Below are 26,058 nucleotides of genomic sequence, written 5' to 3'. Positions count from 1 at the left end.
AGATCCATGACCGATGTCGCCGCCCATCCCAGCCATTTCCATGCGGATCATGGCCACGAGCATCATCATGATGCCGATCACAAGCCGGCCTTCTTCCAGCGTTGGTTCATGTCGACCAACCACAAGGATATCGGCACGCTCTATCTGATCTTCGCGATCATTGCCGGCATCATCGGCGGCGGGATCTCGGGCATGATGCGCGCCGAACTGGCGCATCCAGGCATCCAGTATCTCGGCAAGTGGTATGAATTCCTGCACGGCCCGGGCACGATCGATCAGGCCTACCACCTGTGGAACGTGCTGATCACCGCGCACGGCCTGATCATGGTGTTCTTCATGGTCATGCCGGCAATGATCGGCGGGTTCGGCAACTGGTTCGTGCCGATCATGATCGGCGCGCCCGACATGGCGTTCCCGCGCATGAACAATATCAGCTTCTGGCTGCTGATTCCGGCTTTCAGCCTGCTGCTCGGTTCGAGCTTCTTCTCGGGCGGCACCGCCGACGGCGCCGGCACCGGCTGGACGGTCTATGCGCCGCTCTCGACCAGCGGCTCGCCCGGGCCCGCAGTCGATATGGCGATCCTGTCGCTCCACCTGGCGGGCGCGAGTTCGATCCTCGGCGCGATCAACTTCATCACCACCATCCTGAACATGCGCGCTCCGGGCATGACGCTGCACAAGATGCCGCTCTTCGCCTGGTCGGTGCTGGTCACCGCCTTCCTGCTGCTGCTGGCACTGCCCGTGCTCGCCGCCGCGATCACGATGCTGCTGACCGACCGCAATTTCGGCACGACCTTCTATGATGCGTCGGGCGGCGGCGATCCGATCCTCTACCAGCACCTGTTCTGGTTCTTCGGTCACCCCGAAGTGTATATCATGATCCTGCCGGGCTTCGGCATGGTCAGCCACATCATCTCGACCTTCAGCCGCAAGCCGGTGTTCGGTTATCTCGGCATGGCCTACGCCATGGTCGCGATCGGCGTGGTCGGCTTCATCGTGTGGGCGCACCACATGTTCACGACCGGCATGAGCGTGAACACCAAGATGTACTTCACCGCCGCAACGATGGTGATCGCGGTGCCGACCGGCATCAAGATCTTCTCATGGATCGCAACGATGTGGGAAGGCTCGCTCACCTTCGAAACCCCTATGCTGTGGGCGATCGGCTTCATCTTCATGTTCACGGTCGGTGGGGTCACCGGCGTGCTGCTCGCCAATGGCGGCATCGATAATTATTTCCAGGACGCTTATTACGTGGTGGCGCACTTCCACTACGTGCTGTCGCTGGGCGCGGTATTCAGCCTGTTCGCCGGCTTCTATTACTGGTTCCCGAAAATGTCGGGGCGGATGTATAACGAGGCGCTGGGCAAGCTGCACTTCGTGATCTTCTTCATCGGCGTGAACGTGCTGTTCTTCCCGATGCACTTCCTGGGTATGCAGGGCATGCCGCGCCGCTATCCGGATTATCCGGACGCGTTCGAGCATTGGAATACCGTTGCCACGATCGGCTACATGATCATGGCGTTCAGCATGCTGATCTTCTTCGTCAACGTGCTGTGGTCGCTGTTCGCGGGCAAGAAGGCGCCCGATAATCCCTGGGGCGAGGGTGCCACCACGCTCGAGTGGACACTGTCGAGCCCCCCGCCGTACCACCAGTTCGAACAGCTCCCGCGCATCGACTAAGCGCGGCGGAGATGAGAATGAGAGGAGGCGCTCCGGCAACGGGGCGCTTTCTTTTTGCCTCCTCCCGAGGGCTCGGGCCGGGGACTCATTGCTTCGATCAGACCTATAACGCGTTTATGTACCACCCACTCGACCGCCCGATCTGGTCCGCGCTGACGACACGTCAGGCCCATCTTGCGACTGGCGATGCGCGGGCGCTTCGGATCGACCCCGAGATCGGTCTGTTCGCTGCGGCGGCCGATCGGTCGCCCGAAAGTCTTGCTGCCCTCGCCGCGCTTGCGCCGAGAGAGGGCGTTATCGGCCTTGTCGAACCCGATGAACCGCCGGTGCCGCCGGCTATGGTCATGGTCTCGAGCGCGCTCTGCCATCAGATGATGGCACACGACGTCGATCCCCGGCCTGCGCATTTCCCGATCATCCCGCTCACGGACGACGACGCGCCCGCCATGCTGGCGCTCGCTACGCTCACCAGGCCCGGGCCCTATTTCTCGCGCACGCACGAGCTTGGCGGTTTCGTCGGCGCCAAGGTCGATGGTCGGCTGGTGGCGATGGCCGGGGAGCGGATGAAGCCCGACGGCTTCACCGAAGTCTCGGGCGTGTGCACCCATCCCGACCATCGCGGCCACGGTTATGCTGCCGCCCTTATGGCGCATGTCACCGCGCGCATCCTCGCACGCGGTGAAATACCCTTCCTGCATTCCTATTCGGACAATGCCGGCGCGATTGCCCTGTACGAGAAGATGGGTTTCCACCTGCGCCGGCAGGTGATGTTCACCCTGCTCGCCCGCGCCTGATCGACACACTTTGCCGTAATTCGGGTGACGTCGTCCGGGTTGGTGCGGCGGGCGCTTTCGCGAATCCCCGGCCTGGCCTATAGGCCGGGCTTATGTCCTCTCCAGCCGTTCCGATGTCCCCGGCCCTGCCGGCCGACTGGCGCGATTTTCTCGCGCTCACCAAGCCGCGCGTGATGACCCTGGTCGTCTTCACCGGGCTGTGCGGGCTGCTTGCCGCGCCGGTGCATATCCATCCGGTGATCGCCTTCACCGCCATCCTCTGCATCGCGATCGGTGCAGGGGCGAGCGGTGCGCTCAACATGTGGTACGAAGCCGATCTCGACGTGCACATGAAGCGCACGCAGAATCGCCCGCTGCCCGCTGGCCGCATGGATCGCCAGTCGGCGCTGCACTTCGGCGTCGCGCTCGCGGTCGGATCGGTGCTGACGATGGGACTGGCGGTGAACCTGCTCGCCGCCGCGATCCTGGCGGTTTCGATCCTGTTCTACGTTCTGGTCTACACCGTCTGGCTCAAGCGCCGCACGCCGCAGAATATCGTCATCGGCGGCGCCGCCGGCGCCTTCCCGCCGCTGATCGGCTGGGCGGCGGCGACCGGGCAGATCAGTCTACTCCCCGTCCTGCTGTTCGCGTTGGTCTTCCTGTGGACCCCGCCGCATTTCTGGGCGCTCTCGCTCTTCGTCCGCAGCGATTACGCTGCGGCCGGCGTGCCGATGTTGCCGGTGGTCGCGGGCGCCGGGGCGACGCGCCGTCAGGTCTTCCTCTATTCGCTGCCGATGGCGGCCGCTGCGATCCTGCCCTGGCCGCTCGGGCTGACCAATATCCTCTATGGCGTCGCTTCGATCCTGTTGTCGGGCTGGTTCGTCCTGCTCGCCGCGCGCGTCGCGCGCAGCCGGGAGGCCGATCAGGCGGCGATGAAGGCCGAGCGCGCTCTGTTTAAATATTCGGTCCTCTATCTCTTCGCCATTTTCGGCATCCTCGTGGCCGATCGGGTCCTTCTTGCATGACGCCTGAATTCGAAGCTGAATATCGCCGACGCCAGCGCGCGCGCGCGAAGGTCACGGCGATCGCCCTCGGCCTGATGGTGGTGCTGTTCTTCGCCATCTCGATCGCGAAGATGAGCTGATGGCGGCGACCGCCCCGCTCGAGCGCGCCAAACGGCGCACCGGCCTGCTCATGCTGCTGTTGGTGGCGGGCATGGTCGCACTCGGCTTCGCCAGCGTGCCGCTCTACCGCATGTTCTGCGAAGCGACGGGCTGGAACGGGACGGTGCGCAAGGATCTCACCGCCACCGCTCCCGGCGCGGTTGGGCGCTTGGTCGATGTCCGCTTCGACGCCAATGTCAAACCGGGCATGGGCTGGAGTTTCGAGCCCGACGAACGGATCAAGCGCGTCGCGGTCGGCGCCCGCGAACTCGCGTTCTTCACTGCGGTCAACGAGACCAAGCACACCATCACCGGCTCGGCAGCATTCAACGTCACGCCGGTTCAGGTCGGCGGCTACTTCGTCAAGATTTAATGCTTCTGTTTTACCGAACAGACGCTGAAACCGGGCGAGCGCGTACGCATGCCGGTGATCTTCTATGTCGATCCGGCATTCGCCAAAGATCCCGAGACCGACGATGTCAGCGAAATCACGCTCTCCTACACCTTCTTCCCGGTAGCGCAGGCCAAAAGGTCGAGCTAAGGGACGTTCAAAGACCGTATCCAAAGGGACCGCCATGGCCGGAGCGAAGAGCCACGATTACCATATTCTGCCCCCGAGCATCTGGCCGCTGATCGGCTCGCTCTCGGCGCTGGTCATGGCGTCGGGCGGCATCATGTGGATGCACAAGGGCCCCTATGGTGGCTTCGTCTTCTTCGCCGGTCTCATCGGCGTGCTCTTCACGATGTTCTCGTGGTGGGCGGACGTGATCCGCGAAGCGAATCATGGCGATCACACCCCGGTGGTGGCGCTCCATCTGCGTTACGGGATGATCCTGTTCATCGCGTCCGAGGTGATGTTCTTCGTCGGCTGGTTCTGGGCGTGGTTCGATTTCTCGCTCTTTCCGTCGCTGGCCGATCCGGTCGGTGGCGTGTGGCCCCCCAAGGGGCTGACGGTCCTCAACCCGTTCGCGTTCCCGTTGCTCAACACCCTGATCCTGCTCTGCTCGGGCACGACCGTCACCTGGGCGCACCACGCGCTGCTGCACGGCGATCGCAAGGGCATGATCCGCGGCCTGTGGTGCACCATCCTGCTCGGCCTGCTATTCTCGACCATCCAGGGTTGGGAATATGCGCATGCGCCGTTCCCCTTCAAAGGGATCAACTACGGCGCCGCTTTCTTCATGGCGACCGGCTTCCATGGCTTCCACGTCATCGTCGGCACGATCTTCCTGACGGTGAACCTCGTGCGCGCCTATCGCGGCGACTTCACCCCGAAGCAGCATTTCGGGTTCGAGGCGGCCGCATGGTACTGGCACTTCGTCGACGTCGTGTGGCTGTTCCTGTTCGTCTCGATCTACGTCTGGGGCGGCTGGGGCGCGCAGTTGGCCGGGTGACCACCGTCCCGCGCGTTTCGGGGAAGGTCGTTTCCGGAACGGGTGGGAAGGGATAAGCGATGGCAGAAACCTCGATCGAGCCATCGCCTATCCAGGCCGGGCTCACCGGCTGTTGCCCGCGCTGCGGCGCGAGGACATTGTTTGCAAGCTGGATCAAGTTCGCCGGGCGTTGCCGCGCGTGCGGGCTCGATTTCAGCCAGTTCAACGTTGGTGACGGGCCGGCTGCTTTCCTGACGCTCTTCATCGGCGCGATCATCGCGGGCTCGGCGATCGCGGTCGAACTGATCTTCTCGCCGCCTTTCTGGGTGCATATCCTGCTGTGGCCGCCGATCACGCTCGGCCTGATCCTGCTGGCGCTGCGCGCGGGCAAGGGCGTGCTGCTCGCGCTCGAATATCGCAACGCGGCGCGCGAAGGCCGAATTGACACCCGGATATGATTCGCCGCATTCCCGTGATCGCAACTCTTGTCGTCGTGGCCGCCGCCCTGCTGATGGTGCGGCTCGGTTTCTGGCAGCTTGAACGCCGCCACGAGAAAGAGGCGCTGCTGGCGCATTACGCGGCCAATGTCGCCACGTCGCCGGCGGCGCTGGTGGCTTTGTGGCCGGTCCATGAAAGCGATCTTTTCCGCCGGGTCAGCGCGCATTGCCTGACGGTCGTGGGCTGGCAGGCCGAAGCCGGGCGCAACCGCGCCGGCGGATCCGGCTGGCGCCATATCGCATCGTGTAGCACCGGCGCCGAGGGGCCTGGCTTCGTGGTCGATATGGGCATCTCGCAATCGTCCGCATCGCCCGGCTGGAAGGGCGGCGACGTGCGCGGTCGCCTGATCTGGGCGCCGACCGGCCAGCCATTGGTGGCGCGGCTGATCAGCGCGCCGGTGGCGCCGACGCCGATGATCGTGAGCGAAACGGCCGCGCCAGGGTTGCAGCCGACAGCGGATCCCGATCCGGCGAGCATTCCGAACAACCACCTGTCCTATGCGGTCCAGTGGTTCCTGTTTGCGGGGATCGCGCTGGTGATCTACGCGATCGCGCTCTGGCAGCGTGCGCGAAAGAAGGCTTAGATCCCCTCATCCCCGCGAAGGCGGGAATCCGTAAACTCCGAACTTAGAAAATATGGATCCCGCCTTCGCGGGGATGCCGAATAGATCGGCAATACCGGCGGGAGACTGCGGTTGCTCTCCGCTTCACGGCTCTGTAACGGACCGCATGCGATACATCAGTACGCGGGGTGCCGCGCCGACGCTCGATTTCGAGGCTGTTACTCTTGCCGGGCTCGCGTCCGACGGCGGCCTTTATATTCCCGAAAGCTGGCCAAGCTTTTCGCGCGACGAGATCGCGGCGCTCGCCGGCCTGTCCTATGTCGATACCGCGGTCGCGGTGCTGGCGCCGTTCGTCGGCGATTCGCTCTCGCGGGAGGAGCTGCATGATCTGTGCAAGGGGGCCTATGGCCGCTTCGCCCACGCCGCCGTCACCCCGCTCGTCCAGCTCGATCATCGCAACTGGCTGCTCGAGCTGTTCCACGGGCCTACGCTCGCCTTCAAGGATGTCGCGCTCCAGCTGATCGGGCTGCTGTTCGAACGCTTCCTCGCGACGCGCGACACCCATCTGACCGTCGTCGGGGCCACCTCGGGCGACACCGGCTCGGCGGCGATCGATGCGCTCGCCGGCCGTGCCAAGGTCGATCTGTTCATGCTCCATCCGCTCGGGCGCGTGTCGGATGTGCAGCGTCGGCAGATGACGACCGTGCTGTCGCCCAACATCCACAATATCGCGATCGAGGGCAGTTTCGACGACGCGCAGGCGCTGGTGAAGGCGATGTTCGCGCATCAGAGCTTCGCCGGCCGCTTCGCGCTGTCGGCGGTCAATTCGATCAACTGGGCGCGGCTTGCGGCGCAGGTCGTCTATTATTTCTACGCGGCGGTACGCCTCGGTGCGCCCGAGCGGCCGGTCGCCTTCTCGGTCCCGACCGGCAATTTCGGCGATGTGTTCGCGGGCTATGTCGCCGCGCGGATGGGGCTGCCGGTGGCGAAGCTGATCGTCGCGACCAACGTCAACGATATCCTCCACCGCGCGCTCAACGAGGGCGATTATTCGGTCGGCACCGTCACGCCGACCGCGGCGCCGTCGATGGACATTCAGGTCAGCTCCAATTTCGAACGCCTGCTGTTCGATCTCCACGGTCGCGATGGCGCCGCGCTGGCGGCGTCGATGCGGGGGTTCGAATCGACCAAGGCGCTCAGCCTGTCGCCCGCCATGCGCGCGCAGGCCGCCGAGTTGCTCACCAGCGCGCGGATCGATGCCGAGGACATGGCGCTGGCGATGCGTCGCGCGTCCGAAGGGTCGGCGATGCTGATCGATCCGCACACGGCGATCGGCGTCGCGGCCGCGCAGGCTGTCGATCTGCCGGCCGATGTTCCCATCGTGACGCTCGCCACCGCACATCCCGCCAAATTTCCCGACGCGGTCGAACGCGCGACCGGGCATCGTCCGCAGCTCCCGCAGCGCATCGGCGATCTGTTCGAGCGTGAGGAACGCTACGATATCTTGCCGGCCACGCTCGATGCGATCGAAGGCTTCGTCGCCGAGCGCGCGGTCGAGGCATGAGCGCACGCCTCCATCGCCTCGCCAATGGCCTCACCGTCGCGGTCGAGCCGATGGCGGGGATCGAGACGGTCGCGGTCGGGCTCTATGCCGACGCCGGCGCACGATCGGAGCCCGCTGGGCTCGCCGGTCTCGCCCACATGGTCGAGCATATGGTGTTCAAGGGTGCGGGTGGGCGCAGCGCCAAGGGCATTGCCGAAGCGATCGAGGATCGTGGCGGGTCGATCAACGCGTGGACGGCGCGTGATCACACGGTCTTCCAGGCACGGCTGCTGGCCGATGACCTGGCGCTCGGCACCAACATCATCGCCGATCTGGCGCGAGCGCCAGATCTGGATGCCGAGGAGCTCGAGCGCGAGCGCCATGTCGTCCTGGCCGAACTGGGTGAGGCGCGCGATACGCCCGACGACATCATCTTCGATCATCTGCAGGGCGCGGCTTTCGCCGGCCAGCCGCTCGGTCAGCCGGTGCTGGGCCATGAGGAAACGATCGCCGCGATCGACGTGCCCGCGATGCGTCGCTGGATCGCCGAGCAATATCGCCCCGATGGCCTCGTCCTCGCCGCCGCCGGCAAGGTCGATGAGGATGCGCTGCTGCGCCTCGCCGAAGACCTGTTTGGCGATATGGCACCGGGCGCCGCCCCGAAGCCGTCGCCTGCGGTCTTTGCGGTCGGCACGCATCACGATCGCCGCCGCTTCGACCAGCTCCATGTCGCGATCGGGTTCGCCGGCGTCGGGCATCGCGATCCCGATCTCCATGCCTTGTCGCTGTTTTCGAGTGCGGCGGGCGGTGGCATGTCCTCCCGCCTGTTCCAGCAGGTGCGCGAGGAGCGCGGGCTCGCTTATTCGATCTATAGCTGGGCGCAATCCTATGCCGAAACCGGGCTGTTCGGCGTCTATTGCGCCGCGGCGCGCGGCGATGCGGGCGAAGCGCTCGCGATCAGCCGCCGCATCCTGATCGAGACGGCAGAGACGCTGACGCAGGCCGAGCTCGATCGTGCCCGCGCGCAGGCCAAGGCCGGCTTGCTGATGGGCCTCGAATCGGTCGCGGCCCGCGCCGATCACATGGCGCGCATGATCCAGATCCACGGCCGCATCGTGCCGCCCGCAGAAACGATCGCCGAGCTCGACGCCGTTACCCTCGCGCAGGCCCGCGCCGCCGGCGCCCGCGCTCTGGCAAGCGGCGAAGCGCTCGCGACGGTCGGCGGCAAACTGGCGAAAGCGGCGTGAATCTTCTCACCCTCGTCGGCGAACCCTGGGCCGATTACGGCCTCGTCGACTCGGGCCATGGCCGCAAGCTCGAACGCTATGGCCGCTTTCGCTTCATCCGCCCCGAGCCGCAGGCGATGTGGGCACCCGCCTCGCCGCATTGGGAGGCCGATGGCGATTTCATCGCTGCCTCGGACGAGGATGGCGGGGGCAAGTGGCATTTGTCGCGCGATGTGCCGCGCGGCGGTTGGCATCTGAAGTGGGAGGAGGTGCGCTTCACTGCGCAGAACACCCCGTTTCGCCATCTGGCTTTCTTCCCCGACATGGCGCCGCAATGGCAATGGATGCGCGATCGCACCGCCGAGGGGGACGAGGTGATGAACCTGTTCGGTTATACCGGGGTCGGGACGCTCGCGCTGGCCGCCAAGGGTGCGCGCGTCACCCATGTCGATGCGTCGAAGAAGTCGGTCGAGACCGGCAAGGCCAATGCCTTCCTGTCCGATATGACCGATCGCCCGATCCGCTGGATGGTCGACGATGCGGTCAAGTTCGCCGCGCGCGAGGTGCGGCGCGGGCGGCGCTATGACGGCATCATGCTCGATCCCCCGAAATTCGGGCGCGGGCCCGAAGGCGAGGTTTGGCGGATCGAGGAGCATCTCCCCGGCCTGATCGCGCACTGCCGCGCGCTGCTCGACGAAAACTCCAAATATCTGGTGCTCACGGTCTACGCGGTGCGGATGTCGGCGCTCGCGATCGGCGAATTGCTGCAACAGGCGCTGGGCGATCTCGGCGGAACGGTCGAGGTCGGCGAGATGGCGGTGCGCGAAGAAGCGCGCGGGCTGTTGCTGCCGACGGCGATCTTCGCGCGGTGGAGTCGCGGGTAGGATCGTTATTCGCGCGCCGCTCTGAGCGCCGCGCCCGCCACGAACGGCGCGCCGGCGAGCAATAGCAACGAACAGGCGCCCAACAGCTTGAACGCCCCGGCGCCCTGCTGGCCCAGCGCGCCCGCACCGAAGATCAGCAGCGGTACTGCCAGCGGCAACATCACCAGACCGGCCAGCGCGCCTGCGCCACGCAACCCTGCGGTGAGCGCGGCCGTCGCGAGGCTCAGCGCCGCCAAACCGGGCGTGCCGAGCGCAAGCCCCGCTTCCAGTCGTGCGAGCGCGGCATTATCCAGGCCCAGCAAGGCCGCCGCCGGCAAAGCCGCCAGCATCAAAGGCGGGCCGAATCCCAGCCAGTGGGCGACGATCTTTGCCACTGCCACTTCCTCTTCGCTCAAGCCCCGCACTGCGAGTTGATCGAGCACACCCGACGTCTGATCGGGCGCGATGAGCCGTTCGATCGGCAGCAGCGCCGCCAGAAGCGCCGCGGTCCACAGCGCGCCACCGCCAACCTTGCTCAGCAGCGCCGCATCGGACCCGATCGCGAACGGAAACAGGGTCGCCACCAGCAGGAAGAAGATCAAGGGCAGCACCATCCCGCCGCCGGCAAACGCACGCGCGAGATCGCGGCGCACCAAGGCGACGAACGGGCTCACAAACCGATCTCGCGCACATCGTCCAGCCCGATCGGCTGATGGCTCGCGGCAAGCACGATCCCGCCCGCGGCGCGGTGCGCCGCCATCGCTGTCGCCAGCGCATCGAGCGAGGTGGTGTCGAGGCCGTTGGCGGGCTCGTCGAGCAGCCAGATCGGGGCGCGGCTGGCGATCACACGCGCCAGGGTCGCGCGGCGACGCTGCCCGGTCGACAGCATTTGCACCGGCACCTCGCCGATTGCGTCGAGCCGCATCGCCGCGAGCCCTCGCGCGACATCCGCCGGCCCGCGCCCGTCGAGCCCCGCCCAGAAAGCGAGCGCGCCGGCGAGCGGCAGCCGCTCGTCGAGCGCCGCGGTTTCCGCCGCGAGCGCCAGCGCGCCGTCGCGGGTCACCGCCCCGGCAGCAGGCTTGAGCAGCCCGGCGGCGATCCGCAGCAGGCTCGATTTGCCGATCCCGTTGGGCCCGATCACCAAAGCCGCTTCGCCCGGCGCGAGCGCAAAGCTTAACCCCTCGAACAATAATCGTCCGCCGCGCAGGCAGGCGACATCGTCGAACCCCAGCCGCGCGGCGCTCATTCGCCGGCCGCCGCCTCTTGCAGCGCGTGCATATCGTCGTCGGACAGGCCGAAGTGATGCCCGATCTCATGGATCATGACGTGGGCTACCAACGCCTCGAGCGTCTCGCCGCCATCGACCCATTCGTCGAGCAGCGCTCGGCGGTACAGAGTGATCATGTCGGGCATCGTACCGAAATCGCCGATCGACTTGGCGCCGATCGGCTGCCCGCGATAGAGACCCGACAGTTGGAACGGATCCGCGATCCCCAACGCGTCGAGCGTCTCGTCGTCGGCGAATTCCTCGATCCGCAGCACGACATCGCCGAGATGCTGGCGGAAGATATCGGGCAGGCGCGCCATCGTGGCCCGCGCGATCGCCTCGATCGCATCGGCGCCGGGCGCCAGGGTTTGACGGAGGCCCACCATCCGCGCGACATAGGGCGCCGGCGCCGGACGCGCCAGCTATGAGGTGGGTGGTAATGCCGATCACGGGCCTGAGCGAGGCGGAGCGGGCCGATGCGCTCGATGATCTTGCCGATTGGGATTATGACGAGGCGCGCGATGCGATCACGCGCCGCTTCGTTTTCACCGATTTCGCCGAGGCGTTCGGTTTCATGACGCGGGTCGCCATCGTCGCCGATCGCGTCGATCACCATCCCGAATGGTCGAACGTGTACAACCGCGTCGACATATTGCTGACGACCCACGATTGCGGCGGACTCTCGGCACGCGACATCATGCTGGCGCAAGCGATCGATTCCTTTGTCGACTAGACCGCCCGTCCGCGATCGCGGGCCTGCCATCGTCTTCGAGCAGGTGACGAAGCGCTATGACGGCGTCTCGGCGGTCGATGCCCTGTCGATGTCGATCGACGCCGGCACCTTCGTGGCGTTGGTTGGCACCTCGGGATCGGGCAAATCGACGCTGATGCGGATGATCAACCGGCTCGATCAGCCCGATCAGGGCTGCGTGCGGCTCGATGGCTGCGATGTGCAGCAGGAGGACGTGATCAAGCTGCGCCGTTCGATCGGCTATGTTTTCCAGAATGTCGGGCTATTTCCGCACATGACCATCGCGGAGAATATCGCGATCCCCCGGCGGATCGCGGGTGCGGAACCGGTCGATATCGGTGCCGCGCTCGAACGGGTCGGGTTGCCCGCGGACTTTGCCGGACGGCTGCCGGCGCAGCTTTCGGGTGGGCAGCAGCAGCGCGTCGGCATTGCCCGCGCGCTGGCGGGGCAAGCCAGCTATCTCCTGATGGACGAGCCCTTCGGCGCGCTCGACCCGGTAACGCGCGATCAACTGGGGCATACCTGCCGCCGGCTTCACGACGAACTGGGGCTGACGACGATATTGGTCACGCACGACATGGCCGAAGCGTTGCTGCTCGCCGACCGCGTCATCGTGCTGGCGCGCGGGCGGATCGTCGGCGACGCGACCCCGCGCGAGATGCTGGCAGGCAAGGTCGGCACCGAGGCTGATGCGATGATGGCGGTACCGCGGGCGCAAGCGGCGCGGCTCGCGGAGTTGGGCGGGTGAGAGCTTGCCCCTTCCGCCATGCTGAACTTGTTTCAGCATCCACCAGGCCACTTGCACGGACAATGCGGCACGCCCGGTGGACCCTGAAACGAGTTCAGGGTTACGGGTGGATGGCGCGCGCGGGTGCCCTACCTTCACGGAGGGGAGCCCGGTGATCGACGCCTTCGCCCAACTTCCGCCGCTGATCGCCAGCCACGTCCTGCTCGCTGCGGCTGCGCTCGCTTTGGCTCTTGTGGTGGGGATTCCTCTCGGAGTGGTTGCCTCGCGGCGGCCCACGCTCGCCGCCTTCGCGCTCGGCTTTGCCGGTCTCGTCCAGACGATCCCCGGGCTTGCCCTGCTCGCCCTCTTCTACCCGCTCCTGCTCGCGCTCTCGAGCCTGGTCGGCGGTGCAATTCCGTCGCTCGGCTTCCTGCCGGCCCTGCTCGCGCTGGCGCTTTATGCGTTGCTGCCGATCCTGCGGAACGTCGTCGCCGGGCTCAAGGGCATCGACCCCGCGGTCCTGCAGGCCGCCGACGGCGTCGGCATGACCGCGGCCCAGAAGTTGCGTCTGGTCGAAGCCCCGCTTGCAGCGCCCGTCGCGATGGCGGGTATCCGCACCGCCGCGGTATGGACGATCGGCGCGGCGACACTCGCCACCACGGTCGGCTATCCCAGCCTCGGCAATCCGATCTTCGCCGGCCTGCAGACCGAAAGCTGGTCGCTCGTGCTGTCCGGATGCGTCGGCGCCGCCGGTCTGGCGATCGTGACCGACGCCCTGCTGGGAATGGTCGAGCATTCGATCGCCGCCCGCCGCCCCAGGCGTGCGATCGGCGCGCTGGCGTTATTGGCAGTCGGGTTGCTGCTCGCGCTTCTCCCCTTGCTCCAGACCTCGACCCGCACGGTTACGGTCGGTGCCAAGAATTTCTCCGAGCAATATATCCTCGCGCGGCTGATCGGGGCGCGGCTGGAGCAGGCCGGCTATCATGTCGCCTATCGCGAGGGGCTGGGATCGACCGTCGCCTTCAGCGCGCTCGCCGGCGGCAATATCGATGTCTATGTCGATTATTCGGGGACGATCTGGACCGGCCCGATGGGACGGCACGACCTGGCCGATCGCGCGACGATGGCACGCGGCATCGCACAATGGATGGCGGCCGGGCCGAAGACCGCAGTGGCCGGCTCGCTCGGCTTCGAGAATGCCTATGCGCTCGCGGTTCGACCCGACAGCGGCCTCGCCTCGATCGCCGATCTCACCGCCAAAGCGCCCGGGCTCACGCTCGGTGCCGATCTGGAGTTTCTCGAGCGGCCTCTATGGGCGGGCATACGCGATGCGTATGGCCTCAATTTCAGGGCGACACGCGCCTATAGCCCGACCTTCATGTACCGCGCGCTCTCGTCCGGGCAGGCGGACGTGATTTCGGCTTTCTCGTCCGATGGGCGTATCGCCGCCAATCACCTCGTCGTGCTGGCCGATCCCAAGCAGGCGGTGCCGCATTATGACGCTCTGCTGCTGGTGTCGCCGGCGCATGCACATGACGAGCGCTTTCTCGCGGCGCTGCGTCCCCTGCTCGGTGCGGTGCCGGTCGAGGATATGCGCACCGCCAATTACATGGTCGATCGCGATAGCGGCAAATCCACGCCCGACATGGCCGCACGATGGCTGGCCGGCAGGATCGCTGGGCGAACGCCTCGCTAAAACGCTTTACCGCAATGCAGCATTTTTTCCTTTCCGCTTCACGCGTCGTTCAGCTTCCCCGCCGCACGAGAGAATGTTACATCATAACATTCGGGAATTTCGATGCGTTCAAGAATTGCGGTGCTGGGGGCGGCGAGCCTGTCCGCGCTTTCGAGTGGTGCGCTGGCGCAATCGACCGACACGCCCGCGTCGCCCGCGGTCACGCAGACCACCGCCGCACCGGCTGCCACAAGCGATCAGCCGGGTGACATCGTCGTGCGTGCGCGGCGCTTGAATGAAGCGCGCGCCTCCATCCAGCCGAGCCTCGGCGCGACCTCCTATGGGATCGACAATGCGACGATCCAGGCACTGCCGGGCGGCGACAACCAGCAGCTCAACCAGATCGTGCTGCAATTGCCCGGTGTGGTGCAGGATGGGTTCGGCCAGTTCCATGTCCGCGACGATCATAATGGTCTGCAATATCGCATCAACGGCACGATCCTGCCCGAAGGGATTGCCGTCTTCGGCCAAACCTTGAGCCCGCGCCTGATCGACAATTTCAATCTGCTGACAGGGGCGCTGCCCGCGCAATATGGCCTGCGCACTGCCGGCATCATCGACATCTCGACCAAATCCGGCTTCGCCAATGGCGGTCAGATCTCGCTTTATGGCGGCAGCCATGGCTGGATCGAGCCCAGCATCAACTATGGCGGATCGACCGGATCGACCAACTATTTCGTCAGCGGCAATTTCCGGCGCAACACGCTCGGCATCGAAAGCGTCGACGGACGCTCCAACCCGATCCACGACACGACCAACCAGGGGCAGGCATTCGTCTATGTCGATCACATCATCGACGACGACAATCGCATCTCGGCGCTGGGTGGCTATTCGGACCAGCGGTTCGAGATTCCCAACCCCTCCGGCCAGCATCCCGATCTGGGCTATTCGGTCGGCGGCCAGACCGACTTTCTTTCGGACGATCTCGACGAGCGCCAGCATGAGCGCACCGCCTTCGGCCAGCTATCCTTCCTCCATCATGACGGCACGCTGACACTGCAGGCGAGTTTGTTCGCGCGCTATTCGTCGCTCGATTATCTGCCCGACGTCACCGGCGAATTGATGTTCAACGGCCAGGCGCAGGCAGCGGTGAAGCATGATTTCGCCGTCGGCACGCAGATCGAGGCGGCTTATCATGTGGGCACCGCGCATACCTTGCGCGCCGGCGTGGTCGTCTCGCGCGATCGCAGCACCAGCCGCACGGAAACCCACGTCTTCAACGTCGACGGCAACGGCGAGCAGATCGGCGAGCCAATCACCCTGCTCGATTCCGGCGGGGCGACCGAGTGGACCTATTCGGCCTATCTGCAGGACGAATGGAAACTGCTGCCGCGGCTGACCTTCAATTTCGGCGGGCGCTTCGATCTCTACGATGCGTATCGCCGCGAACATCAGTTCAGCCCGCGCGCCAACCTCGTCTGGCAGCCGGCCAGCGGTACGACGATCCATATCGGCTATGCGCGCTACTTCTCGCCGCCGCCGTTCGAGCTGGTCGCTTCGACCAGCGTCGCGCGGCTGGTCGGCACCAGTGCCGCCGCGGCATCGCTCACCAACACCACGCCCTTGGCCGAGCGGCAGAATTATTATGATGTCGGCATCCAGCAGAAGCTCGGCAGCGGCATATCGGTCTCGCTCGACGGTTATTATCGCCGCTCGCACAATCTGATCGACGAGGGCCAGTTCGGCGCGCCCATCGTGCTGACGCCGTTCAATTACCGGCTCGGCACGATCAAGGGCATCGAGGCGAACCTGACCTATCAGCGCGGGCCTTGGCTCGCTTATGCAAACTTCGCGGCGGCCAAGGCGCAGGGCAAGGATATCATCTCCAGCCAGTTCGCCTTCGATCCGGCCGATCTCGCTTATATCCAGAACCATTATATCTATCTGGATCACGACCAGACCTACACTGCCTCGGCCGGTGCCTCCTATGCTTTCAAGGACGGTGCGCTGGCCGGGACCAAGCTCGGCGCGGATCTGATCTACGGTTCCGGGCTGCGTACCGACGGCGCCGTGCCCAATGGCGGCAAGCTGCCGGCCTACGCCCAGCTCAACCTGTCGGTAAGCCACAAATTCGCGAAGCCGGGGATCGAGGTGCGTTTCGACGTCACCAACGCGACCGACCATAAATATGAGATCCGCGATGGCTCCGGGATCGGCGTGGGGGCGCCGCAATATGGGCCGCGGCGCGGCTTCTTCGTCGGCGTGACCAAGGATATCTGAGCCACCAACCCTCTCCCATGAAAGCGGGAGAGGACTACGCTACCTGCTTGCCGCCAAGGTCGCGCCCAGCCCCAGCAGGATTGCCCCGCAGGCAGCGTCGATCGGGCGGCGTAGCGCCAGATAGCGGCGCTGGACCTGGTCCGATCCGAACAGCAGGCTCAGCATCACATACCAGCCGCCCGAGATGCACGGCACCATGATCCCGGTGGCGACGAACAGCCAGGCCGGTGCGTGGGCCGGGAAGATCGAGCTGAACACGCTCGTCCAAAAGGCGCCGGCCTTCGGGTTGGTGAGGTTGGTGAGCAGGCCCGAGCGGAAGGCACCAAGGCCCGTCGTGGGCACGCTGATCAGCCGTTTCGGCGTATCTCCCGCCGCCCGCGCGCTCAATAGCAGGCGGATGCCGAACCAGATCAGGTAAGCCGCGCCCGCCAGCCGGATCGCGGTGTGGATCCAGGCGACATGCTCGAGCAACGCCGCGACGCCGGCCATCGCCAGCGCCGCCCAGATGGTCGATCCGGCCGCAATGCCCGCGCCCGCGAAAAGACCCAGCCGCCCGCGCCCCGACAAAGCCAGCTGGCTCACCAGCAGGAAGTTCGGGCCAGGGCTTACGACCGCGATCCAGTAGACGCCGGCAATCAATAGCAGGGTCGAAAGCGCGCCCATCTCATGATCCCATCTGCGTCAACACGAACGCAAAGGCCTCGGCGCGTTCATGCAGCGCCGCGAACCGGCCCGATTTGCCGCCATGCCCCGCACCCATGTTGATCTTCAGCAGCAGCAGATTGTCGTCGGTCTTGGTCGCCCGCAATCGTGCCGCCCATTTGGCGGGTTCCCAGTAGGTGACGCGTGGATCGTTGAGGCCGCCGGTGATCAGCATCGGCGGATAGGCCTTGGCTGCGACATTGTCGTAGGGGCTGTAGGAGCGGATCAGCTCGAATGCCGCCTTGTCGGTGATCGGATTGCCCCATTCGGGCCATTCTCCCGGGGTCAGCGGCAAATCGGCGTCGAGCATCGTGTTGAGCACGTCGACGAAGGGCACGTCGGCCACCACCGCGCCCCACAGTTCGGGATCGGTGTTGGCGACCACGCCCATCAGTTCGCCGCCTGCTGATCCGCCGTTGATCGCGATCCCGCCGGCGCTACAGAAGCCCGCCGCGATCAGCCCTTTGGCGGCATCGCTGAAATCGTGGAACGTGTTCCAACGCGCCTCAGTCTTGCCCTGCAGATACCAGTCGTAGCCGAGATCGTCGCCGCCGCGGATATGCGCGATCGCATAGGCCCAGCCGCGATCGAGCAGGCTCAGCCGGCCGGTCGAGAAGCTCGGCGGGATGGCATGGCCATAGGCGCCATAGGCATAGAGGAAGAGCTTGCCCGATCCGTCGCGCGGGAAGCCCTTCGGATAGACCACCGACACCGGCATCTGCGCGCCGTCGCGCGTGGCGACGGTCAGCCGCTCGGTCGCGTATTTCGACGGATCGTAGCCCGACGGGATTTCCTGCACCTTGAGCGGGGTCAGTGCGAGGCTGTCGGGATCGCAATCATAGACGGTGAGCGGGGTCACCATCGACGAATAGGTCAGGCGATAGGCGGCCGGGGCGAATTCGGGATTGTGCGACGCGCCGGCGCTGTAGCTCGCTTCGGGAAAGGCGACCTGCCGCTCGGTCCCGTCCCAGCTGCGCAGGATGATCTGGTCGAGACCATCGACGCGGGCGGCGATCATCAGGTGCCGGTCGAAGGCGACGATGCCGGTGAGGTAGGTTCGGTCCGACCCCGCGACGACGTCCTCCCACACGCCGGGCGTGGCCGGATCGGCCCGGGCGATGCGGAAGTTCACATGTGTGTCGTTGGTGAGGATCCAGAGCGATCCATGCGCCAATTCGACCGAATATTGACGCTTCACCTGACGTTCGCTCACCAGCACCGGCGGAGCCGAGGGATCGGCGGCAGGAATGATCCTGATCTCGCTCGTCTGGTTGTCGCCGGTGGCGACGATCAGCCACGCGCGATCATGCGTTGCGCCGACCGCGACGCGGAAGCCTTCGTCGGCCTCCTCGTAAAGCTGGCTATCGGTGGCCGGCTCCGTGCCGAGCCGGTGGAGCAAGGCACGGTAGCTGCGCCAATTGTCGTTGACCTCGGTGTAGAGCAACGCGTCCGATCCGGCGCTCCACGCCACGCCGCCGTTGATGACCGTGCTGACCGTTTCGACATCCGCGCCGGTGGCGAGATCGCGGATGCGCAAGGTGAAGCGCTCGGCCCCACTTTCGTCCGCCGCCCAGGCGAGTAGCCGCCCGTTGGGGCTGACGGTCAGCGCGCCGAGCCGGAAATACTCCTTGCCCTCGGCTTCCTTGGGCTCGTCGAGGATCAACTGATCCTCGCCGCCTGCGACCGGGCGGCGCCACCAGCGCGGATATTGGCCGCCGGTCTCATAGGCCCACCAATAGAGGTAATCGCCTTCCTTCTGCGGGACCGAAGCATCGTCCTGCTTGAGGCGGCCCTTCATCTCTTCGAAGATCGCATCGATCAACGTCTCGTGCGGCGCCATCGCCGCTTCGAAATAGGCATTCTCCTCGCGCAGGTAGCCCAGCACATCCTCGTCGCTGACGTTGGGGTAGGCCGGGTCCTTCAGCCACGCCCACGGATCGTCGATCGTGATGCCATGGTGGCTGGATTGATGCGGACGGGTGGCGGCTTTGGGGGGGGCGGAAGCGTCATGCCGGCATCTGTGGGGATGCGGACGGGCAGCCGCAAGCGTTCAATCGGGCTCGAACGCCGCGAGGATCGGGCAGGGGCCGCCTCGTTCGTGTGCGCAATCGTCCGCCAGCCGGGCGAGCGCAGCGCGCGCTTGCCGGAGTTCGGCGATCTGCTGGTCGAGCGCCGCAATGCGCCCGGCCGCCAGATTGCGGGCGCGCGCCCGATCCTCGCTCGCATCGAGCGCGAGCAATTCCCTGATCTCGTCGAGCGTGAAGCCCGCCGTCTGCGCCGATCGGATGAAGCGCAACCGGCGCACGTCCCCCGCACCGTAATGGCGCACGCCGCCGGTGAGCCCGGTCCGCGGCCGTTCGGGCAAATCGATCAGGCCGCGCCGCTGATAGTAGCGGATCGTCTCCACCCCGACGCCGCCCTCCGCCGCCAGCTTCGCAATCGTCAGCGCCATGTCTTGACTCCGTACCATGGTACGGAATCCATATGGGTGGCGACTGCTCCGCCACAAGGATATGCCGATGTCGCCCGCACCCGAAAAGACCGCCATCTTATATCGGATGGTGTTGCCAGATCACCTGTGCCCATCGGGGCTGAAGGCGCGCAGCCTGCTTCGCCGCAGCGGTTATGCGATCGACGATCATCCGCTCACGACGCGCGCCGAGACCGATGCGTTCAAGGCCGATCAGGGCGTCGCGACGACGCCGCAGATCTTTATCGAAGGCAAGCGTATCGGCGGATACACCGATCTGCGCCGCTTCCTCGGCAAGCCGGTGCCGGACGCGACGACGACCAGCTATCGGCCCGTCCTCGTCGTGTTCGTGATCGCCGGCCTCATGGCGCTGGCCGCGAGTCTTGCGGCCCATGGCACGATGCTGACGGGGCAGGCGCTCGTCTGGGCCATCACCTTCGCCATGTGCCTGCTTGCGATGCTCAAGCTGCAGGATGTCGAACGCTTCTCGACCATGTTCCTGAATTACGATCTGCTCGCGCGCCGCTTCGTGCCCTATGCGTATATCTATCCGTTTGCGGAGGCCGCGGCCGGCCTGCTGATGATCGCCGGCCTGCTCCACTGGCTCGCGATCGGGATCGCGCTGGCGATCGGAACGATCGGCGCGATCTCGGTGATCAAGGCCGTCTATATCGACAAGCGCTCGCTCAAATGCGCCTGCGTCGGCGGCAGCACCAACGTGCCGCTCGGCTTCGTCTCGCTCACCGAAAATCTGGCGATGGTCGCGATGGGATTATGGATGGTCGCCCATTGATCGCCGATCGGCTTGTTGCCGCCTGATGATCGCTGCCGCATAACCGCCTCATGTCGAAAGACCAATTCGCGGCGAATATCGCGGCAGAGGGCGACAGCGACGGCATTCGCGCCATCCTCGAAGACGTGTGCCGGATCACCCAGATGGGTTTCGCCGCGGTCGCGCGGGTGACGGATACGCGCTGGATTGCCGCCCAGGTGCTCGACAAGATCGAATTCGGGCTCAATCCCGGCGATGAACTCGAGCTCAAGACCACGATCTGCGATGAAATCCGTCAGGCTGGACAGACGATCGTGATCGATTACGTCGCGGGTGATCCCAATTGGCGGACGCATCACACGCCGGCTCTGTACGGCTTCGAAAGCTATGTCTCGATCCCGCTCTTCCTCGACGACGGCAGCTTCTACGGCACGTTATGCGCGATCGATCCGCATCCGCGTGCACTGAGCTCGCCGGCTACGGTCGGTGCACTCGAAAGGATGGCGAAGCGGGTTGCGGCGATCCTATCTACTGCAAGTAATTGAGCTTCGGATACCATTACGGATCGCGCCCGCGTAGCGTCATGTAGAGCGGAGCCCCCTCGACACCGCATCCGGGCGCGGGCTCGGCGGGGCTTCCCAATCGGCATGGCTTCTGCCAGCGTTCGATCCATGCCGACGATCCCCGTGCAGCTGTCGCGCCATCGTCACTCCCTTTCCCGTTCGCCGAAAGGCTGACCCATGTCCACTTACGCCGACCGTCTCGCCGCCTTGCGCGAGGAGCTTGCCCGCCGTCGCCTCGACGGTTTCGTCGTGCCTCTGACCGACGAGCACATGTCCGAATATGTCGGGGCCTACGCCCAGCGACTGGCGTGGCTGACCGGTTTCCAGGGTTCGGCCGGCACCGCGGCGGTGCTGCCGTCCGAAGCGGCGATCTTCGTCGACGGGCGCTACACGATCCAGGTGCGCGAGCAGGTCTCGCCCGACCAGTGGAGCTACCAATCGGTGCCGCAGACCAGCGTTGCCGAATGGCTCGCCGCGACCGCGCCTGACGGCGCGCGCATCGGCTACGATCCCTGGCTCCACACCAAGCAGTGGGTGCAGGCTGCGTCGAGGGCGCTCAAGGAGAAGGGCGCGACCCTCGTCGCGGTCGATACCAACCCGATCGATGCGGTCTGGCCCGACAAGCCCTTGCCGTCGGCCGCGCGCCTGATCGTCCAGCCCGACGCGCTTGCCGGGCGCTCGTCGGCGCAGAAGCGCGCGGAGATGGCCGATTGGCTGGCCGAGAAGAAGGCCGATGCCGCCGTCCTGTCCGCGCTCGATTCGATCGCCTGGACGTTCAACGTGCGTGGCGCCGATGTGGACCGTACTCCCGTCGCGCTCGCTTATGCGATCGTGAATGCCGACGGCACCGCCGATCTCTTTACCGCGCCCGAGAAGGTATCGGACGAGGTGCGCCAGCATCTCGGCAATGCGGTCCGTCTCCACCCGCGCGAGGCATTTGCCGGTCATCTGGCGGGTCTGGGCGGCAAGCGTGTCGCGGCCGATCCCGAACGGGCGGTTGCCGCGATTTTCGGCGCGCTCGAGGGCGCAGGGGCCACGGTGCTCGAACTGCGCGATCCGGCCGTTCTGCCCAAGGCGATCAAGAACGAGGCCGAGATTGGCGGCCACCGCGCGGCGCAGGCGCGCGACGGTGCGGCCCTGTGCCGTTTTCTCCACTGGCTCTCGATCGAAGCGCCCAAAGGCCACCTCACCGAATTGTCGGCCGCCGCCAAATTGAAAGAGTTTCGCGACGCGACCCACCAGCTCAAGGATTTGAGCTTCGATACGATCTCGGCCGCCGGGCCGCATGCCGCGCTTCCGCATTATCGCGTCGATGAATCGAGCGATCTGCCGCTCGCGATCGACAGCATCTATCTGGTCGATTCGGGTGGTCAGTATCAGGACGGCACCACCGACGTGACCCGCACCGTGATCGTCGGGACCCCGACTGCGGAGATGAAGGACCGCTTCACGCGCGTGCTGAAGGGCCATATCGCGATCGCCACCGCGCTCTTCCCGGCGGGCACGCGCGGATCGCAGCTCAATTCGTTCGCGCGCGCGCCTTTGTGGCGGGCGGGGCTCGATTACGCGCATGGCACCGGCCACGGTGTCGGCAGCTTCCTGTCGGTGCACGAAGGGCCCCAGCGCATCTCGCCCGCTGGCTCGGCCCAGGCGGGCGGCGACGAGCCGCTCAGGGCGGGTATGATCCTTTCGAACGAGCCGGGTTATTACAAAGCCGGCGAGTACGGCATCCGCATCGAGAATCTCGTGCTGGTCGAGCGGCGCGAGGTGGCGGGGGCGGAGAAGCCGGTGCTGGGGTTCGAGACACTGACCTTCGCGCCGATCGACCGGCGGCTGATCGATCCGTCCCTGCTATCGGCCGATGAGCGCGTCTGGCTCGATTCGTATCATGCCGATGTGGCCGATATCATCGGGCCGCTGCTGGAAGGCGAGGCGGCAGAGTGGCTCAGGGCTGAGACCGCGCCGCTTTAGGGGAAGAAGAATTTCGATCGTCACCCTGCTCGAGGCCGGAGCGACGAAGAACATCAGGTCGCGTCGTGCTGCGCGATCCAGCTTTCCAGCACCGGCGCAACCTGCTCGCGCCAGCGGCGGCCGTTGAAGATGCCGTAATGGCCGACCGATTTGGCCATATAATAGTGCTTGAGCGTATCGGGCAGGTTGGGCGTGATCTTGAGCGCTGCCCTGGTCTGGCCGATGCCCGAAATGTCGTCGCGTTCGCCCTCGATCGCGAGGATGGCGATATCGGTGATCGTTGCCGGATCGACCGGACGCCCGCGATGCTTCATCTCGCCCTTGGGCAGCAGATGGCGCTGGAAGACGACATCGATCGTCTGCAGATAGAATTCGGCGGTCATATCGCAGACCGAGCGATATTCGTTGTAGAACGCCTTGGTCGCCTCGGCGCTTTCCTGATCGCCTTCGACCAGATGGCGGAACATCTGCCAATGGCTGACCAGATGATTGCCCCAGTTCATCGCCATGAAGCCGGTGAGCTGGAGGAAGCCCGGATAGACCCGTCGTCCTGCTCCGGGATGATAGAAGGGCACGGTCGCGATCACGTTATGCTCGAACCAGCTGTAAGGCCGCTGGGTCGCAGTGGTGTTGACCGCGGTCGGCGCCTCGCGCGTGTCGACCGGACCGCCCATCATCGTGAGCGTGCGCGGGCGCGCGGGGTTTTTGTCGGTCGACATGATGCAGGCGGCGGCAAAAGCCGGCACCGCCGGCTGGCATACCGCCAGCACATGCGCACCGGGGCCGATATGCTCGAGGAAGCCGATCAGATAGTCGATATAATCGTCAAGATCGAACCTGCCGGCCGCCAGCGGCACCAGCCGCACGTCGGCCCAATCGGTGATCCAGATATCGTGGCTGGGGAGAAGCCGTTTGACCGTGCCGCGCAGCAAGGTGGCATAGTGGCCCGACATCGGTGCCACGATCAGCAGGCGCGGCTGGCCGGCAGGCGCATCCGGCCTGGTGAAGTGGATGAGTTGGCCGAACGGCTTGTGCGCCTCGATCACCTCTTCGACCGCAACCTTCTTGCCGTCGATCGTGGTGAAGGGCAGATCGAAGCTCGGTTTACCATGCAGGGCTGACGCATGTGCGAACACGTCGAGCCCCGATGCCATCATATTGCCGAAGCCGGTTTGGGCGAACGGATTGGCCGGGCTGCTCATCCATTCGGAGCCGAGGTTGGCCCAGGCGCTCGCGCCCGCCAGCAGACTCCGCTGCATCTCATAGGCTTCGTACAACACTAAAGAATGCCTCCGCTCCGCCGGGCCTAGATGGCCCTTCCGGCGCCGCAATGCAACAAACGACCCTGCGGCGTTCGATTGAGCGAAGCCGGCGCGGCTGCTAGGGCCACGTCATGGCCAGCCGTCCCGTCAAACCACCCGTCGATCCCGCCGATCGAAAGAAGCTCGGCGAACTCCGCCTTATCTGGGGGATGGCGGCGCGCTATCCCGCGCATATTGCCGGCGCTATCCTGGCCCTGATCGTGGCCTCCTCGGCGACGCTCGCAATTCCCTATGGATTCAAGCGCGTTATCGATCGCGGCTTCATCGCTGGCGGCGGATCGGCCGCCAGCGTGGGCAGCAGCTTCCGCTACCTGCTGATGATCGTGGTCGTGCTCGCGCTGGCGACCGCATGTCGTTTCTACTTCGTCTCGTGGCTCGGCGAACGTGTCGTGGCGGATCTGCGCCGCAAGGTGCACGGCAACCTTCTCACGCTCGCCCCCCGCTTCTTCGAGGAAAATCGCCCCTCGGAAATCGCCTCGCAACTCACGTCCGACACGGCAATCGTCGAGCAGGTGGTGGGATCGACCGTGTCGATCGCGCTGCGCAACGTCTTCACCGGCATCGGCGGGATCATCTATCTCTTCGCTTTGTCACCCAAGCTGGCGGGATCGCTGTTGCTGGCGATCCCGGTGATCATCGTGCCGATCCGGTTACTGGGCGGCCGGGTGCGCAATTTTTCGCGCAGCTCGCAGGACAAGATCGCCGACATCGGCGCGATGGTGTCCGAGACGTTGGGCGCGATGAAGATCGTTCAGGCCTTCAATCAGGAGAAGCGCGAGGCCGATCGCTTCGGGGGCGCGGTCGAGGCGGCATTCGGGGTCGCGCGGCGGCGCATCACCGTGCGCGCCTGCATGACCGCGATCGTCATCGGCCTTATCTTCGGTTCGATCACCCTCGTCCTGTGGGAGGGCGCGACCGATGTCGCCCAGGGCCGGATCAGCGGCGGATCGATCGCCGCCTTCGTGCTGACCGGGGGCTTCGTCGCGGGCGCATTCGGCGCGCTGGCCGAAGTCTATGGTGATCTGTTGCGGGGAGCCGGCGCGGCCAGCCGTCTCGGCGAATTGCTACGTGAGAAACCCGAGATCGCAGCGCCGCCCAAGCCGCAGACCCTGCCGGTGCCCCCGCGTGGTAGCCTGGCCTTCGATCACGTCGAATTCCGCTATCCGACCCGTCCGGAGGTGGCCGCGCTCAACGACTTCACCCTGACGATCGAGCCTGGTGAGCGGGTGGCGGTGGTGGGGCCATCGGGCGCGGGCAAATCGACCCTGTTCCAGCTCGCCCAGCGTTTCTACGATCCCAATGGTGGCACTGTCCGGATGGACGGTATCGCACTGACCCAGGCCGATCCGCACGCGATCCGCGCGCGGATCGCGGTGGTGCCGCAGGAGACGGTGATCTTCGGCGCGTCGGCGCGCGACAATCTGCGCTACGGCCGCTGGGAGGCCGACGATGCGGCTCTGTGGGCGGCGGCCGAGGCAGCCAATGCCGCGGGCTTCCTGCAGGCGCTGCCCGACGGACTGGACACGTTCATGGGCGAAGGCGGGGCGCGCCTGTCGGGCGGGCAGCGGCAGCGCATGGCCATCGCGCGTGCGATCCTGCGCGACGCGCCCCTGCTGCTGCTCGACGAGGCGACCTCCGCGCTCGATGCCGAGAGCGAGCGGCTGGTCCAGAACGCGCTCGAGCGGCTGATGCAGGACCGTACCACGATCGTCATCGCCCATCGCCTTGCCACCGTGCGTGCGGCCGACCGCATCATCGTGATGGATCAGGGCCGCATCGTCGAGCAGGGCCGCCACGATCAATTGCTCGCCGCCAACGGCCTCTATGCGCGGCTGGCCCGGCTCCAGTTCGAAAGCCAGGCGGCCTGACGGAAC

Annotated in this window: 25 protein-coding genes and 1 pseudogene; 19 read left to right on the top strand and 7 right to left on the bottom strand. The window is 65.7% G+C overall.

Features of this window, described 5'->3' with window-relative positions:
- The first annotated feature begins 6 nt into the window (after positions 1-6).
- From ctaD to AB4Z44_RS15780, 11 genes and pseudogenes are all read left to right on the top strand, one after another.
- Positions 7-1,683: a cytochrome c oxidase subunit I gene (gene ctaD, locus AB4Z44_RS15830; RefSeq protein ID WP_404710654.1), complete on the top strand. Its 1,677-nt coding sequence runs from the start codon at positions 7-9 to the stop codon at positions 1,681-1,683.
- 116 nt (positions 1,684-1,799) lie between these two features.
- The gene (locus AB4Z44_RS15825) at positions 1,800-2,477 is read left to right on the top strand and encodes a GNAT family N-acetyltransferase (RefSeq protein ID WP_404710653.1); all 678 of its coding nucleotides are present in this window, start codon (positions 1,800-1,802) and stop codon (positions 2,475-2,477) included.
- A 92-nt stretch (positions 2,478-2,569) separates the two neighbouring features.
- Positions 2,570-3,481 (top strand): heme o synthase, encoded by a 912-nt coding sequence (locus AB4Z44_RS15820; RefSeq protein WP_404710652.1) that lies wholly within the window; start codon positions 2,570-2,572, stop codon positions 3,479-3,481.
- A complete protein-coding gene (locus AB4Z44_RS15815) occupies positions 3,478-3,600 on the top strand; it encodes a hypothetical protein (protein ID WP_404710651.1) in 123 nt (40 codons plus the stop codon). Before AB4Z44_RS15820 ends, AB4Z44_RS15815 begins: the two co-directional genes overlap by 4 nt.
- Positions 3,600-4,160: pseudogene (locus tag AB4Z44_RS15810) on the top strand (cytochrome c oxidase assembly protein). Before AB4Z44_RS15815 ends, AB4Z44_RS15810 begins: the two are co-directional and overlap by 1 nt.
- Positions 4,161-4,194: 34 nt before the next feature.
- On the top strand, positions 4,195-5,013 hold the full coding sequence (locus tag AB4Z44_RS15805) for a cytochrome c oxidase subunit 3 (RefSeq protein WP_404710650.1): 819 nt from the start codon (positions 4,195-4,197) through the stop codon (positions 5,011-5,013).
- A gap of 59 nt (positions 5,014-5,072) precedes the next feature.
- Positions 5,073-5,450 (top strand): DUF983 domain-containing protein, encoded by a 378-nt coding sequence (locus tag AB4Z44_RS15800; protein WP_404710649.1) that lies wholly within the window; start codon positions 5,073-5,075, stop codon positions 5,448-5,450.
- Between the two features lie 14 nt (positions 5,451-5,464).
- Positions 5,465-6,073, top strand: coding sequence for an SURF1 family protein (locus AB4Z44_RS15795; RefSeq protein ID WP_404710648.1), 609 nt, complete (start codon positions 5,465-5,467; stop codon positions 6,071-6,073).
- 145 nt (positions 6,074-6,218) lie between these two features.
- Positions 6,219-7,616, top strand: coding sequence for a threonine synthase (gene thrC, locus AB4Z44_RS15790; protein WP_404710647.1), 1,398 nt, complete (start codon positions 6,219-6,221; stop codon positions 7,614-7,616).
- Entirely contained in the window at positions 7,613-8,842 is a 1,230-nt protein-coding gene (locus AB4Z44_RS15785; RefSeq protein WP_404710646.1) for a M16 family metallopeptidase, read from the top strand. The genes thrC and AB4Z44_RS15785 overlap by 4 nt, the downstream gene beginning before the upstream one ends.
- Complete coding sequence (locus tag AB4Z44_RS15780; RefSeq protein WP_404710645.1) at positions 8,839-9,705, top strand: class I SAM-dependent methyltransferase; 867 nt, start codon at positions 8,839-8,841, stop codon at positions 9,703-9,705. The genes AB4Z44_RS15785 and AB4Z44_RS15780 overlap by 4 nt, the downstream gene beginning before the upstream one ends.
- 5 nt (positions 9,706-9,710) lie before the next feature.
- Here AB4Z44_RS15780 and AB4Z44_RS15775 read toward each other — a convergent pair whose 3' ends face one another.
- From AB4Z44_RS15775 to AB4Z44_RS15765, 3 genes are read right to left on the bottom strand one after another with little or no spacing between them, the layout of a single operon-like run.
- Positions 9,711-10,298: a heme exporter protein CcmB gene (locus AB4Z44_RS15775; protein ID WP_404714248.1), complete on the bottom strand. Its 588-nt coding sequence runs from the start codon at positions 10,296-10,298 to the stop codon at positions 9,711-9,713.
- Positions 10,299-10,354: 56 nt separating this feature from the next.
- Positions 10,355-10,930 (bottom strand): heme ABC exporter ATP-binding protein CcmA, encoded by a 576-nt coding sequence (gene ccmA, locus AB4Z44_RS15770; protein WP_404710644.1) that lies wholly within the window; start codon positions 10,928-10,930, stop codon positions 10,355-10,357.
- Positions 10,927-11,337 carry a metallopeptidase family protein gene (locus AB4Z44_RS15765; protein ID WP_404710643.1) on the bottom strand — a complete coding sequence of 137 codons (411 nt, stop codon included), beginning with the start codon at positions 11,335-11,337 and terminating at the stop codon, positions 10,927-10,929. The genes ccmA and AB4Z44_RS15765 overlap by 4 nt, the downstream gene beginning before the upstream one ends.
- A gap of 53 nt (positions 11,338-11,390) precedes the next feature.
- On the opposite strand from AB4Z44_RS15765, the gene AB4Z44_RS15760 reads away from it, so the two are divergent.
- From AB4Z44_RS15760 to AB4Z44_RS15745, 4 genes are all read left to right on the top strand, one after another.
- Positions 11,391-11,684: a 4a-hydroxytetrahydrobiopterin dehydratase gene (locus tag AB4Z44_RS15760; protein WP_404710642.1), complete on the top strand. Its 294-nt coding sequence runs from the start codon at positions 11,391-11,393 to the stop codon at positions 11,682-11,684.
- Positions 11,674-12,450: an ATP-binding cassette domain-containing protein gene (locus tag AB4Z44_RS15755; RefSeq protein ID WP_404710641.1), complete on the top strand. Its 777-nt coding sequence runs from the start codon at positions 11,674-11,676 to the stop codon at positions 12,448-12,450. The genes AB4Z44_RS15760 and AB4Z44_RS15755 overlap by 11 nt, the downstream gene beginning before the upstream one ends.
- A gap of 151 nt (positions 12,451-12,601) precedes the next feature.
- Positions 12,602-14,125: an ABC transporter permease/substrate-binding protein gene (locus AB4Z44_RS15750; protein WP_404710640.1), complete on the top strand. Its 1,524-nt coding sequence runs from the start codon at positions 12,602-12,604 to the stop codon at positions 14,123-14,125.
- A gap of 102 nt (positions 14,126-14,227) precedes the next feature.
- Positions 14,228-16,384, top strand: coding sequence for a TonB-dependent receptor (locus AB4Z44_RS15745; protein ID WP_404710639.1), 2,157 nt, complete (start codon positions 14,228-14,230; stop codon positions 16,382-16,384).
- Between the two features lie 39 nt (positions 16,385-16,423).
- On the opposite strand, the gene AB4Z44_RS15740 is transcribed toward AB4Z44_RS15745, so the two are convergent.
- From AB4Z44_RS15740 to AB4Z44_RS15730, 3 genes are all read right to left on the bottom strand, one after another.
- Positions 16,424-17,047, bottom strand: coding sequence for a LysE family translocator (locus AB4Z44_RS15740; protein ID WP_404710638.1), 624 nt, complete (start codon positions 17,045-17,047; stop codon positions 16,424-16,426).
- A gap of 1 nt (position 17,048) precedes the next feature.
- Positions 17,049-19,037 (bottom strand): S9 family peptidase, encoded by a 1,989-nt coding sequence (locus tag AB4Z44_RS15735; RefSeq protein ID WP_404714247.1) that lies wholly within the window; start codon positions 19,035-19,037, stop codon positions 17,049-17,051.
- Between the two features lie 99 nt (positions 19,038-19,136).
- Entirely contained in the window at positions 19,137-19,538 is a 402-nt protein-coding gene (locus tag AB4Z44_RS15730) for a MerR family DNA-binding protein (protein WP_404710637.1), read from the bottom strand.
- Positions 19,539-19,605: 67 nt separating this feature from the next.
- Here AB4Z44_RS15730 and AB4Z44_RS15725 point away from each other — a divergent pair, with 67 nt between their 5' ends.
- From AB4Z44_RS15725 to AB4Z44_RS15715, 3 genes are all read left to right on the top strand, one after another.
- Entirely contained in the window at positions 19,606-20,349 is a 744-nt protein-coding gene (locus AB4Z44_RS15725) for a MauE/DoxX family redox-associated membrane protein (RefSeq protein WP_404710636.1), read from the top strand.
- A 50-nt stretch (positions 20,350-20,399) separates the two neighbouring features.
- Positions 20,400-20,873, top strand: a complete 474-nt coding sequence (locus AB4Z44_RS15720; RefSeq protein WP_404710635.1) for a GAF domain-containing protein — start codon at positions 20,400-20,402, stop codon at positions 20,871-20,873.
- Positions 20,874-21,068: 195 nt separating this feature from the next.
- Positions 21,069-22,862, top strand: coding sequence for an aminopeptidase P family protein (locus AB4Z44_RS15715; RefSeq protein ID WP_404710634.1), 1,794 nt, complete (start codon positions 21,069-21,071; stop codon positions 22,860-22,862).
- 53 nt (positions 22,863-22,915) lie between these two features.
- Here the strand turns inward: AB4Z44_RS15715 and AB4Z44_RS15710 are convergent, their stop codons facing one another.
- The gene (locus tag AB4Z44_RS15710; RefSeq protein WP_404710633.1) at positions 22,916-24,142 is read right to left on the bottom strand and encodes a polyhydroxyalkanoate depolymerase; all 1,227 of its coding nucleotides are present in this window, start codon (positions 24,140-24,142) and stop codon (positions 22,916-22,918) included.
- 113 nt (positions 24,143-24,255) lie between these two features.
- On the opposite strand from AB4Z44_RS15710, the gene AB4Z44_RS15705 reads away from it, so the two are divergent.
- A complete protein-coding gene (locus AB4Z44_RS15705) occupies positions 24,256-26,052 on the top strand; it encodes an ABC transporter transmembrane domain-containing protein (protein WP_404710632.1) in 1,797 nt (598 codons plus the stop codon).
- Positions 26,053-26,058: the final 6 nt, after the last annotated feature.

The organism is Sphingomonas sp. MMS24-J13, from assembly GCF_044905095.1.
GTDB lineage: Bacteria > Pseudomonadota > Alphaproteobacteria > Sphingomonadales > Sphingomonadaceae > Sphingomonas_I.
Note: the sequence above shows the minus strand (reverse complement) of the source record. Positions and strands in the feature narration are given on the sequence as shown.

Coding starts and splice junctions, on each gene's coding strand:
- AB4Z44_RS15720 (WP_404710635.1), top strand. CDS start 20,400: ATGTCGAAAGACCAATTCGCGGCGAATATCGCGGCAGAGGGCGACAGC.
- AB4Z44_RS15705 (WP_404710632.1), top strand. CDS start 24,256: ATGGCCAGCCGTCCCGTCAAACCACCCGTCGATCCCGCCGATCGAAAG.
- AB4Z44_RS15775 (WP_404714248.1), bottom strand. CDS start 10,298: ATGGTGCTGCCCTTGATCTTCTTCCTGCTGGTGGCGACCCTGTTTCCG.
- AB4Z44_RS15745 (WP_404710639.1), top strand. CDS start 14,228: ATGCGTTCAAGAATTGCGGTGCTGGGGGCGGCGAGCCTGTCCGCGCTT.
- AB4Z44_RS15730 (WP_404710637.1), bottom strand. CDS start 19,538: ATGGCGCTGACGATTGCGAAGCTGGCGGCGGAGGGCGGCGTCGGGGTG.
- AB4Z44_RS15800 (WP_404710649.1), top strand. CDS start 5,073: ATGGCAGAAACCTCGATCGAGCCATCGCCTATCCAGGCCGGGCTCACC.
- AB4Z44_RS15805 (WP_404710650.1), top strand. CDS start 4,195: ATGGCCGGAGCGAAGAGCCACGATTACCATATTCTGCCCCCGAGCATC.
- AB4Z44_RS15715 (WP_404710634.1), top strand. CDS start 21,069: ATGTCCACTTACGCCGACCGTCTCGCCGCCTTGCGCGAGGAGCTTGCC.
- AB4Z44_RS15815 (WP_404710651.1), top strand. CDS start 3,478: ATGACGCCTGAATTCGAAGCTGAATATCGCCGACGCCAGCGCGCGCGC.
- AB4Z44_RS15760 (WP_404710642.1), top strand. CDS start 11,391: ATGCCGATCACGGGCCTGAGCGAGGCGGAGCGGGCCGATGCGCTCGAT.
- thrC (WP_404710647.1), top strand. CDS start 6,219: ATGCGATACATCAGTACGCGGGGTGCCGCGCCGACGCTCGATTTCGAG.
- ctaD (WP_404710654.1), top strand. CDS start 7: ATGACCGATGTCGCCGCCCATCCCAGCCATTTCCATGCGGATCATGGC.
- AB4Z44_RS15785 (WP_404710646.1), top strand. CDS start 7,613: ATGAGCGCACGCCTCCATCGCCTCGCCAATGGCCTCACCGTCGCGGTC.
- AB4Z44_RS15740 (WP_404710638.1), bottom strand. CDS start 17,047: ATGGGCGCGCTTTCGACCCTGCTATTGATTGCCGGCGTCTACTGGATC.
- ccmA (WP_404710644.1), bottom strand. CDS start 10,930: ATGAGCGCCGCGCGGCTGGGGTTCGACGATGTCGCCTGCCTGCGCGGC.
- AB4Z44_RS15820 (WP_404710652.1), top strand. CDS start 2,570: ATGTCCTCTCCAGCCGTTCCGATGTCCCCGGCCCTGCCGGCCGACTGG.
- AB4Z44_RS15725 (WP_404710636.1), top strand. CDS start 19,606: ATGTCGCCCGCACCCGAAAAGACCGCCATCTTATATCGGATGGTGTTG.
- AB4Z44_RS15765 (WP_404710643.1), bottom strand. CDS start 11,337: ATGGTGGGCCTCCGTCAAACCCTGGCGCCCGGCGCCGATGCGATCGAG.
- AB4Z44_RS15825 (WP_404710653.1), top strand. CDS start 1,800: ATGTACCACCCACTCGACCGCCCGATCTGGTCCGCGCTGACGACACGT.